The sequence below is a fragment of the Rathayibacter sp. Leaf185 genome, assembly GCF_001423885.1.
In the GTDB taxonomy this organism is placed as follows: Bacteria; Actinomycetota; Actinomycetes; order Actinomycetales; family Microbacteriaceae; genus Rathayibacter.
Window position 1 is genome coordinate 203,263 of the sequence record NZ_LMPP01000002.1, and the last position, 10,520, is coordinate 213,782.

The following is a 10,520-nucleotide window of genomic DNA, read 5'->3' on the forward strand; positions in this document are numbered from 1 at the left end:
CATGGATGCGACGCTTCCCGGCCCGGAGACGCCGAACGGCGCCGAGACCCCGAACGGCGCCGAGACGCCGAGCGGCCCGGAGACGCACACCGGCTCGGCCGCGCCCGCCGGCACCCCGCACGGCTCTCCCGCCGCCACCTCGCTCGAGTGGGCCGCTCCGGAGGCGACGGGTCGCCAGAACGAGATCGCCCTCCGCATCCGCGGCCTGCGCAAGCGCTTCGGCGACAAGGAGGCCGTCGGAGGCATCGACCTCGACGTGCCCGCCGGCTCCTTCTTCGGCCTGGTCGGACCCAACGGCGCCGGCAAGACCACGACCCTCTCGATGGCCACCGCGCTCCTCCGGCCCGACGAGGGCACCGTCACCATCCACGACGTCGACGTCTGGAAGGACACCCTCGAGGCCAAGCGGCTGATCGGCGTGCTGGCCGACGGCGTGAAGCTCTTCGACCGTCTCACCGGGCTCCAGCTGATCACCTACTACGGCCTGCTCTGCGGGATCGCGCGGCCGACCGTGCTCGAGCGCGCGCACGATCTGCTGGCGCTGCTCGGCCTCGAGCCGACCGACCGCACCCTGGTCGTCGACTACTCCGCGGGCATGACGAAGAAGATCGCGCTGGCCTGCGCTCTGGTGCGCGCCCCGCGCCTCCTGGTGCTCGACGAGCCGTTCGAGTCGGTCGACCCGGTCTCGGCGGCGAACATCCGCGACATCCTCACCGGCTACGTCGCGTCGGGCGGCACCGTCATCGTCTCGAGCCACTCGATGGATCTCGTCGAGCGGATGTGCGACCGCGTCGCCGTCATCGCGGACGGGCGGGTCGTCGCCTCCGGGACTCTCGAGGAGGTCCGCGCCGGATCGAGCCTCGAGGAGCGCTTCGTCGAGCTCGTCGGCGGCCGCACCCACCAGGAGGGCCCGGCATGGTTGCGCATCTCCTGACCCTCCGACTCCTGCTGCTGCGCAACGTCCTCACCCGCAACGTCTGGCAGCTGGTCGGCGTCGTCTTCGGTGCGCTGTACGCGGTCGTGGCGCTCGGGCTCGTGGTGGTGGCGCTCGTCTCGCTCGGCGCCTCCGACCCCGCGTTCGCGAGCGTCGCGCTGACCCTCGGCGGCTCGGTGCTGCTGCTGGGCTGGGTGCTCGGGCCGATCTTCGTGTCCGGGTCCGACCAGAGCCTCGACCTCGCGACGCTCGCCACCTTCCCGATCCCGCTGCGCACCCTGATGCTGGGCCTGGCCGCGGCAGGGGTCGCCGGGATCCCCGGGATCGTCACCTCGCTCGGCGCACTCGCCTCGGCAGCGGCCTGGTGGAGCAACCCGATCGGCATCGTCCCGGGGCTGGTCTGCGCCGTGATCGGCGTCACGACCTGCGTGGTCGCCTCCCGGCTGATCGGCGCGCTGACCACGGGCCTCGGCTCGAGCCGCCGCTACCGCGAGGTGATCGGCGGCGTCGTGCTCGTCGTGCTGATCCTGCTCGGGCCCCTGATGATCGGGATCACCGGAGTGGTGAGCGAGGGCCTCGACGTGCTCCCCGTGATCGCCTCGGCCCTCGGCTGGTCGCCGCTCGGAGCGATCTGGGCGGTGCCCGGCTCGATCGTCGCGGGCGACTGGCTCGCCGCGCTCGCGCGCTTCGCGATCGGAGTCGCCACGCTCGCCGTGGTCACCTGGGCCTGGTCGCGGGCGCTGCGCCACGCCCTGTCGGAGCCGGCCGCGACGACCTCGCGCGCCGCCTCCGGATCGGTGGGCATCGGCCTGTTCGGGCGCTTCCCCGGCACACCCACCGGCGCGGTCGCCGCCCGAGCGCTGGGCTACTGGTGGCGCGATCCCCGCTACAGCCGCGGGCTGCTGATCATCCCCGCGATCGTCGTGCTGGCCGTCTTCTACAGCGCGATCGGCGGAGGCGGCGACACCCTCGTCGTCCTCTCCTCCCTCTTCATCGGCCTGATCTTCGGCGTGACACTCTGCGCCGACGTGTCGTACGACGGCACCGCGTGGGCGGCTCATGTGAGCTCCGGAGTCACGGGGGCGGCCGACCGCGCCGGCCGCGTCATCGCCGCCGCGATCGTCGGGGTGCCCGCAGTGCTGATCGTCGGCATCGGCACCTGCCTCTACGTGCGCGAGCCCGAGCTGATCCCTGCGGTGCTCGGGATGTCGCTCGCCCTCGTGCTGAGCGGGTTCGGGGTCTCGAGCGTCGCCTCCGCCCTCATCGTCTACCCGGTGCCCGCGCCGGGGGACAGCCCGCTCAAGACACCGCCGGGCTCGGGGATGATCTCGAGCGTGGTGATGCTCGCCTGCATGGCTGCGACCGTGGCGCTGTCTCTGCCGTCGCTCGTGCTCGGACTGGTCTCGCTCGTCGTCGGGAGCACGGAGTTCGGAGTGTGGTCGCTGGTCGCGGCGGTCGTGCTCGGCTCGGTCTTCTCGCTGATCGGCATCCGGGTCGGCGGCCGCATCGTCGACCGCCGCGCGCCCGAGCTCTTCGCCGCCCTCGTCAAGGTCGGCTGACGCCGGGCCCGTTCTCCCTCTTCCTCCGCCGAGAACGCAGGAGTCGTCGCACTGGACGTCGAGTGCGACAACTCTCGCGTTCTCGCTCGCCTGCGTTCTCGCGGAGGATGGGGGCATGCGCAGCGTCGAACTCCTCCTGGATGCGGAGTCGGAGGCGCGGATCCGGGCGCAGTGGGAGGCCCTCGAGGCGGCCGGCCTCCCGAGCCTCTCGCTGCACACGTCAGCCAGCAACCGGCCGCACGTCACCCTCGTCGCCGGGCCCGAGCTGGTCGCCCCCGAGGCCGGCGCACTGGGCCCGCTGCCCGCGAGCGTCGACCTCGCCGCCGTCCTCCTCTTCCCGCACGCCGGCCGCTACGTGCTGGCCTGGGGCGTCACCCGGTCGCCCGCGCTCGACGCCCTGCACGCCCGCGCCACCCGCCTCGTTCCCGGCGGTGTTCCCACCTCGCTCCCGGAGGCGTGGGCCCCGCACGTGAGCGTCTCGCGCCGCCTCCGCCCCGAGCTGCTCGCCGAGGCCGTGCCGCTGCTCGGCGAGCCGTTCGCCATCGGCTTCTCGAGCGTGCGCTTCTGGGACGGCGACTCGAAGACCATCACCGAGCTCTGAGCACCGCTTCCTCCCCAGCCCGGCGCCCTGAGCGTCCGTCCACAGAACGGGCGGCTCCCGAAGCCGCGTCGGAGGCGGCCGGTAGAGTTCCCCAGGTGACCGAGCCGACCGCGACAACCCTTCCGACCATCGACGCGACCCTCCCGACCGGGGCAGCCGAGGCCGGAGCCGGCGGAGTGTCGAGCGAGGCCGGATCGTCCGAGGCGCAGGCGATCCTCGAGAAGGTCTTCGGCTACGGCTCGTTCCGCGGCGAGCAGCAGGCCATCGTCGAGCAGGTCATCGGCGGAGGCGACGCGGTCGTCCTCATGCCCACCGGCGGTGGCAAGTCGCTCTGCTACCAGATCCCCTCGATCGTGCGGCCCGGCACCGGCATCGTCGTCTCTCCGCTGATCGCCCTCATGCAGGACCAGGTCGACGCCCTCCGCGCGAACGGCGTCGCCGCCGAGTTCCTCAACTCCACGCAGGACTCGGGCGAGCGTGCCCGCGTCGAGCGCGCCTATCTCGACGGCGAGCTCGACCTGCTCTACGTCGCTCCCGAGCGCCTCGGCAACGAGGGCATGAAGCAGTTCCTCGCCCGCGGCCGCATTGCGCTCTTCGCCATCGACGAGGCGCACTGCGTGAGCCAGTGGGGCCACGACTTCCGCCCCGACTACCTCGCCCTCGGCGAGCTGGCCGAGCGCTGGCCGGATGTGCCGCGCATCGCCCTCACCGCGACGGCCACCGAGGCCACCCACCGCGAGATCACGACGCGCCTGCACATGGGGGCGGCCCGGCACTTCGTCTCGAGCTTCGACCGGCCGAACATCCAGTACCGCATCGTCAACAAGGTCGAGCCGCGCAAGCAGCTCATCGACTTCCTCCGCCGCGAGCACGCGCACGACGCGGGCATCGTCTACGCGCTCTCGCGCAAGAGCGTGGAGGCGACGGCCGAGGCCCTCCGCACCGCCGGCTTCGATGCGGTGGCGTACCACGCCGGCCTCGACTCCCGGGTGCGGGCCGCCGCGCAGTCGCGCTTCCTCCGCGAGGAGGGCGTCATCGTCTGCGCCACGATCGCCTTCGGCATGGGCATCGACAAGCCCGACGTCCGCTTCGTGGCGCACATCGACCTCCCCAAGTCGGTCGAGGGCTACTACCAGGAGACGGGGCGCGCCGGCCGCGACGGCCTGCCCTCCACCGCCTGGCTCGCCTACGGACTGCAGGACGTCGTGCAGCAGCGCCGCATGATCGACGAGTCGCCGGGCGATCTCGCGCACCGCCGGCGGATGTCGGCCCACCTCGATGCGATGCTGGCGCTCTCCGAGACCGTCCAGTGCCGCCGGGTGAACCTGCTCGCCTACTTCGGCCAGGAGAGCACCGCCTGCGGCAACTGCGACACCTGCCTCGAGCCGCCCGCCAGCTGGGACGGCACGGTCGCCGCGCAGAAGTTCCTCTCGACGGTCGTGCGCCTGAAGCGCGAGCGCAATCAGCAGTTCGGTGCGGGCCACATCATCGACATCCTGCGGGGCAAGACCACGCCGCGCACCACCCAGCACAAGCACGACGGCCTCTCGACCTGGGGCATCGGCGTCGACCTCAGCGACACCCAGTGGCGCGGAGTCGCGCGTCAGCTGCTCGCGCAGGGCCTGCTCGGCGTCAACGACGACGGATTCGGCACCCTCGTGATCACTCCCGCATCGGCGTCGGTGCTGAGCGGCGAGCGCACGGTCGAGCTGCGGCAGGAGCCGGAGAAGCCGGCTCGTTCGAGCGGCGGGTCGAGATCCGGCCGCTCGACGGTGTCGGAGCTCTCCACCGAAGCGCAGCCGCTGTTCGAGCGCCTGCGCGAGTGGCGGGCCGCCCAGGCCCGCGCCCAGTCGGTGCCGGCCTACATCGTCTTCAACGACGCGACCCTCCGCGAGATCGCGACCGCCGAGCCCGCCACGATGGACGCGCTGAGCATCATCGGCGGTGTCGGTCAGAAGAAGCTGATCACCTACGGTGACGCGGTGCTCGCCGTCGTCGCGGGCGAGACGCCCGAGATCGCCGAGCCCGACGCGAACCAGGAGGCGCCCGCACCGCGCCGCGCGGCACCGTCACGGTCGAGCGCGAACCGGCCCGCCGCCTCCGCTCGTCCCTCGTTCGGCGCCGACAAGGCCGGCCCGCCCGTCACGTCGGGCGCCCCCGACGACGACTGGGTGCCGCCGGACGAGCCCGACTGGGAGCCGGGCTGGGACAGCTACTGAGCCGACGGCCGCTGAGCCGACGGGGTCGCTGAGACGGGTGAGCCGTCCCGGCCTCAGGTCCCCGAGCCGGTGGTGGCGAGCCACATCCCGAGCACGGTGAAGCCGAACGACAGCACGATCCCCGCGATCGGCACCCAGAACGCGATCCGCCGCACGACCAGCAGCACGATCGAGACCACCACCGCCGCGAGGTACGGGATCCAGACCCCGCCGGCCGCCACGATCACGCCCCAGCCGATCAGATCGGCGTTGCAGTCGTTGCCTCCCATGCAGGCGTCGCTCGCCATGGCGAGGAACAGCCCGAAGTACGACAGCAGCAGCGTGCAGCCGCCCGTCCCGAGCAGCAGAACGATCGTCAGCACGAGGTCCCAGACCCGCACAGGGCGCCGAGCCCGAGCCGCCGTCCAGGGTGTGCCGGGGCCGGACGGCTGCCGGCCTGCCGCCACCGCGCTCTGCACGACGGGCGCGGGGGAGCCGTAGGCCGCAGGAGAGCCGGAGGGCGGCGCGTATCGCGGTGCCCCGCCCTCCGGAGGCTCGGAGCGCGGGGGAGGGGGCGGAGGCAGCGGCGGCTCGCTCATGTCCCGAGCCTAATCACGCGCCCGCCTCCCCGCCTGGCCGTATCCGACAACCGGCCGACGACTCCGCCCGGCCGTCTTTGTCGCCCCGCGACGGATCGTTTCCGCGTTCCGGGAAGCCGATCTACCGTGCAGAGCACCGCCTCCCGACGATCGTCGGCCAGGGATCGACCCGCTCGATCCGACGCCGCCGGCGACTCGCGAGCGGGCCGAACCGACGACGGTCGAAGGGATCCTCCGCTCATGGTCACCACCGCTCCCCGCCCCCGCTCCGCCACCGACGCCGCCGACAAGGCGGCGACCGGTCGCACCCGCGCGCGACGCTCGAAGACCGGCGCGATCGCCCCGACCCCTCCGGTCGACTCCCTCGGCACCGAGGTCGACGCCCGCCTCGACGAGGACGGCGCGCCCTCGGTCGACGTCGCCGCACTCGGCGAGGTGCTCCTCGGAGCGTGGCGCGAGCAGCGCCTCGCCTCGCGCGCCCTCACCGCCCGCGAGGAGCTGCACCGCGTCGACGGGCTGACGATGGCGGAGCACCGCGCGAGCGTCACCCGCCAGATGCACGTCCTCGCGAAGGAGCGCGGCGTGCTCCGCGCGTTCCCGAAGGACCTCGGCGGCGAGGCCGACCACGGCGGCAACATCGCCGGCTTCGAGGAGCTGGTCACCGCCGATCCGTCGCTGCAGATCAAGTCGGGGGTGCAGTGGGGCCTCTTCGGCGCCGCTGTGCTGCACCTCGGAACCCGGCCGCACCACGAGAAGTTCCTGCCCGGCATCATGAGCCTCGAGATCCCGGGTGCGTTCGCGATGACCGAGACAGGTCACGGCTCCGATGTCGCCTCGATCGCGACCACCGCGACCTTCGACGAGGCCGCGGGCGACTTCGTCCTGCACACCCCGTTCCGCGCGGCGTGGAAGGACTACCTCGGCAACGCCGCCGTCGACGGCCGCGCCGCCGTGGTCTTCGCCCAGCTCGTCACGCGCGGCGTCAACCACGGCGTGCACGCCTTCTTCGTGCCGCTCCGCGACGCCGACGGTGCGTTCCTCCCGGGTGTCGGAGGCGAGGACGACGGTCTCAAGGGCGGTCTCAACGGCATCGACAACGGCCGCCTGCACTTCGACCGGCTCCGCGTGCCGCGCGAGAACCTGCTCAACCGCTACGGCGACGTCGCCGCCGACGGCACCTACTCCTCGCCGATCGCGAGCCCCGGCCGCCGCTTCTTCACCATGCTGGGGACGCTGGTGCAGGGGCGCGTGTCGCTCGACGGCGCCTCCGTCGCGGCGGCCCGCATCGCGCTGACCATCGCCGTGACCTACGGCGACCAGCGCCGCCAGTTCACCGGGGGCGGGGAGCGCGAGGAGGTGCTCCTCGACTATCAGCGCCACCAGCGCCGCCTGCTGCCGCGCCTCGCGACCACCTACGCCGCGGGCTTCGCGCACGACAAGCTGCTGAGCGCCTTCGACGACGTCTTCTCGGGCAAGAACGACACCGACGAGTCGCGGCAGGATCTCGAGACCCTCGCCGCGGGCCTCAAGGCGCTCTCCACCTGGCACGCGCTCGACACGCTCCAGGAGGCGCGTGAGGCCTGCGGTGGCGCCGGCTTCCTCGCCGAGAACCGCCTCACCCAGCTCCGCGCCGACCTCGACGTCTACGCCACCTTCGAGGGCGACAACACCGTGCTCCTCCAGCTCGTCGCGAAGCGCCTGCTCACCGATGTCGGCCGGCGCTTCAAGAACGCCCAGCCCGGGGTGCTCGCCCGCTACGCCGTCGAGCAGGTGGCGGAGGCGACCGTCAACAACTCGGGGCTGCGCCGGCTCGCGCAGGTGGTCTCGGATCGCGGATCGACCGCGCGCTCGGTGGGCCAGCTCCGCGAGGAGCAGCGCGAGCTGCTGACCGACCGCGTCGAGAGCATGGTGTCGGGGATCGCCTCGCGCCTGCGCTCGGCCTCGAAGCTGCCGGCCGACGAGGCCGCGCGGCTCTTCAACGCGCACCAGAGCGAGCTGATCGAGGCCGCGCGGGCACACGCCGAGCTGCTGCAGTGGGAGGCGTTCACGGAGGGTCTCGCCGCGATCGAGGACGAGGGGACCCGTACGGTGCTCACCTGGCTCCGCGATCTCTTCGGCCTCGGCCTGATCGAGAAGCACCTCGACTGGTATCTCATCCACGGGCGCCTGTCGTCGCAGCGCGCGCTGGCCGTCACGTCCTACATCGACCGGCTGCTGGCACGGATCCGGCCGCACGCCGGCGACCTGGTCGCCGCGTTCGGCTACCGTCCCGAGCACATCCGTGCGGCGATCGCGACCGGTGCCGAGGCGACCCGGCAGGAGGAGGCGCACGCGTACTTCGAGGCGGCTCGCGCGGCCGGCACCCTCCCGACCCCGGAGAAGGCCCCGCGCCACTGATCCGACTCGCGGCATGCCTCTTCGGTACGCGACACGCCGGTGAGCGCGTACCGAAGAGGCATCTCGCGACGGGGGGTCAGCGCCCCAGGTACTCCCGGGCGGCGTCGCGCTCGGCGCGCAGCTCGAGCACCGACTCGTCGATCTTCGCGCGCGAGTGGGCGTCGATCTCGAGCCCCTCGATGATGCGCCACTCGCCGTCGACCGAGCGGACGGGGAACGACGAGATCAGCCCCTCCTCGACTCCGTAGGAGCCGTCCGACTCCACGGCGGCCGAGGTCCACCCGGTGCCCGTGACCCAGTCGTGCACATGGTCGATCGCGGCCGAGGCGGCGGACGCGGCCGAGGACGCGCCGCGCACCTCGATGATCTCGGCGCCGCGCTTCGCGACGCGGGGCTCGAACTCGCGGTGCAGCCACTCGGCGTCGACGAGCTCGGTCGCGGGCGTCCCGTCGACGGTCGCGTGCGTGACGTCCGGGTACTGCGAGGCCGAGTGGTTGCCCCAGATGCTCACTCCGGCGATCGAGTCGACGGAGGCGTCGAGCTTCGCCGCGAGCTGCGCGACGGCGCGGTTGTGGTCGAGCCGGGTCATCGCGGTGAAGCGGCCGGACGGGATGTCGGGGGCGCTCTCGCGCGCGATCCAGGCGTTGGTGTTGGCCGGGTTGCCCACCACGAGCACGCGGACGTCGTCGGCGGCGTGCGCGTTCAGCGCCGCCCCCTGGGGGCCGAAGATGCCGGCGTTCGCGGCGAGGAGGTCGGCACGCTCCATCCCGGCGCTGCGCGGGCGGGCGCCGACCAGCAGCGCGACACTCGTTCCGTCGAAGGCGGCGGCCGGGTCGTCGGTCACCTCGGTCCCGCGGAGCAGGCGGAACGCGCCGTCCTGCAGTTCCAGCGCGGTGCCCTCGGCCGAGCGGAGGCCCGCGGGGATCTCGAGGAGGTTGAGCCGCACCGGCACCTCCGGCCCGAGCAGCTGACCCGAGGCGATCCGGAACAGCAGCGCGTAGCCGATCGCGCCTCCTGCTCCCGTGACGGTGACGGTGACCGGTGGGCGCTGCTGACTGCTCATGGCGCCGACCCTAATCCGCAGGCCTGCACGCCCGATCGGAGTCGGGTGGCGCGGTCGATGCGCGCAGCACCAGCCGGTTCCGCAGGAGCTGGTGCTCGGCGCCGAGCGTCCCGCCGTCGATCAGCGTCATCACGGCACGCGCGGCCGAGCGGCCGACACGGTGCAGCGGCTGCCGCACCGTCGTCAGCGGCGGCACGATCCGCGAGGCGTCGGGTACGTCGTCGAAGCCGATGACCGACAGCCGCTCGGGCACGGCCACGCCGAGCTCGCGCGCCACCTCCACGACGGCGATGGCGGAGGCGTCGTTGGCCGCGAACACCGCGGTCGGCGGCTCGGGCAGCGCGAGGAACCGGCGGACGGGCTCGAGCGACGCGTCGTGGCGGTAGTGGCCGACGGCGACGAGGTCCGGGTCGAACGGGATCCCGGCGTCGGCGAGCGCGCGGCGGTAGCCGGCCTCGCGCAGGTGCGCCGACTGCAGGTCGGGCCGCCCGCCGAGCAGGGCGATCCTGCGATGACCGAGCTCGACGAGGTGCGTGACCGCGAGCACCGCGCCTCCGAACTCGTCGGCGCCGACCGACGGCAGCTCGGTCTGGGCGATGAGCGGCCCGATGACGACGAGAGGCAGATCGGGCGAGGAGATCACGGAGGACGGTGTCACCGCGATCACGCCCTCGACGCGGGCGTCGCGGAAGCGCTGCAGGGAGTCGTGCTCCCAGCCGATCGTGTCCTGATGGCGTGCCCCGGTGCTCGCGATCAGGTCGAAGCGGGTGCCGCGGAGGGCTGCAGCGACTCCTTTGAGCACCTCGGCGCTGAACGGCTCGAACTCGCAGATCAGGACGCCGATGAGGCCGGGCCGCTCGAGTGTCGCCGTGTCGGCGGCCGCGTCGTCGCGGACCTTCGCTCGTGGAGCCATGCGGAGTCCGACCACCCTTCTCCCGCGAGCCGGGACGCTCCCGCTCGGTGATCCGGCAGGGCGTGGGAAGCGCTCGGAAGGGCCGCTCCGCCCTGCGTCCGGGAATCGAGACGCGACCTTGCAATCAGGAATGTTCCCGGTAACATTGCGGCAAGACTAACTGAGTTTCTCCTCAGCAGTCGAGCGCGGTACGTGACGGAACAGCCTCCCTCTCCTCAATGCTGACGGGGATCGAGAGCTGTGGTGAGCGACAGCA

General features: G+C 72.7%; 8 protein-coding genes. 5 read left to right on the forward strand and 3 right to left on the reverse strand.

Annotation, left to right across the window (positions count from 1 at the left end):
- Position 1: 1 nt before the first annotated feature.
- From ASG06_RS08260 to recQ, 4 genes are all read left to right on the forward strand, one after another.
- A complete protein-coding gene (locus ASG06_RS08260; RefSeq protein ID WP_082499068.1) occupies positions 2–934 on the forward strand; it encodes an ABC transporter ATP-binding protein in 933 nt (310 codons plus the stop codon).
- Complete coding sequence (locus tag ASG06_RS08265; protein ID WP_056040951.1) at positions 916–2,493, forward strand: hypothetical protein; 1,578 nt, start codon at positions 916–918, stop codon at positions 2,491–2,493. Before ASG06_RS08260 ends, ASG06_RS08265 begins: the two co-directional genes overlap by 19 nt.
- 115 nt (positions 2,494–2,608) lie before the next feature.
- Complete coding sequence (locus tag ASG06_RS19950) at positions 2,609–3,094, forward strand: 2'-5' RNA ligase family protein (protein WP_056040953.1); 486 nt, start codon at positions 2,609–2,611, stop codon at positions 3,092–3,094.
- Positions 3,095–3,270: 176 nt separating this feature from the next.
- The gene (recQ, locus tag ASG06_RS08275) at positions 3,271–5,313 is read left to right on the forward strand and encodes a DNA helicase RecQ (protein ID WP_056042453.1); all 2,043 of its coding nucleotides are present in this window, start codon (positions 3,271–3,273) and stop codon (positions 5,311–5,313) included.
- A 53-nt stretch (positions 5,314–5,366) separates the two neighbouring features.
- On the opposite strand, the gene ASG06_RS19955 is transcribed toward recQ, so the two are convergent.
- Positions 5,367–5,891, reverse strand: coding sequence for a DUF6264 family protein (locus ASG06_RS19955; protein WP_156465931.1), 525 nt, complete (start codon positions 5,889–5,891; stop codon positions 5,367–5,369).
- A gap of 240 nt (positions 5,892–6,131) precedes the next feature.
- On the opposite strand from ASG06_RS19955, the gene ASG06_RS08285 reads away from it, so the two are divergent.
- On the forward strand, positions 6,132–8,288 hold the full coding sequence (locus ASG06_RS08285) for an acyl-CoA dehydrogenase family protein (RefSeq protein WP_082499070.1): 2,157 nt from the start codon (positions 6,132–6,134) through the stop codon (positions 8,286–8,288).
- A 76-nt stretch (positions 8,289–8,364) separates the two neighbouring features.
- Here ASG06_RS08285 and ASG06_RS08290 read toward each other — a convergent pair whose 3' ends face one another.
- Both ASG06_RS08290 and ASG06_RS08295 read right to left on the reverse strand, forming a co-directional pair.
- On the reverse strand, positions 8,365–9,351 hold the full coding sequence (locus ASG06_RS08290; RefSeq protein ID WP_056040958.1) for a malate dehydrogenase: 987 nt from the start codon (positions 9,349–9,351) through the stop codon (positions 8,365–8,367).
- 10 nt (positions 9,352–9,361) lie between these two features.
- The gene (locus ASG06_RS08295; protein WP_156465932.1) at positions 9,362–10,264 is read right to left on the reverse strand and encodes a substrate-binding domain-containing protein; all 903 of its coding nucleotides are present in this window, start codon (positions 10,262–10,264) and stop codon (positions 9,362–9,364) included.
- Positions 10,265–10,520: the final 256 nt, after the last annotated feature.

Excerpts from the sequence above, each read along its gene's own strand:
- ASG06_RS08260 (WP_082499068.1), top strand. The coding sequence starts at position 2 with ATGGATGCGACGCTTCCCGGCCCGGAGACGCCGAACGGCGCCGAGACC.
- ASG06_RS08265 (WP_056040951.1), top strand. The coding sequence starts at position 916 with ATGGTTGCGCATCTCCTGACCCTCCGACTCCTGCTGCTGCGCAACGTC.
- ASG06_RS19950 (WP_056040953.1), top strand. The coding sequence starts at position 2,609 with ATGCGCAGCGTCGAACTCCTCCTGGATGCGGAGTCGGAGGCGCGGATC.
- ASG06_RS19955 (WP_156465931.1), bottom strand. The coding sequence starts at position 5,891 with ATGAGCGAGCCGCCGCTGCCTCCGCCCCCTCCCCCGCGCTCCGAGCCT.
- ASG06_RS08285 (WP_082499070.1), top strand. The coding sequence starts at position 6,132 with ATGGTCACCACCGCTCCCCGCCCCCGCTCCGCCACCGACGCCGCCGAC.
- ASG06_RS08290 (WP_056040958.1), bottom strand. The coding sequence starts at position 9,351 with ATGAGCAGTCAGCAGCGCCCACCGGTCACCGTCACCGTCACGGGAGCA.
- ASG06_RS08295 (WP_156465932.1), bottom strand. The coding sequence starts at position 10,264 with ATGGCTCCACGAGCGAAGGTCCGCGACGACGCGGCCGCCGACACGGCG.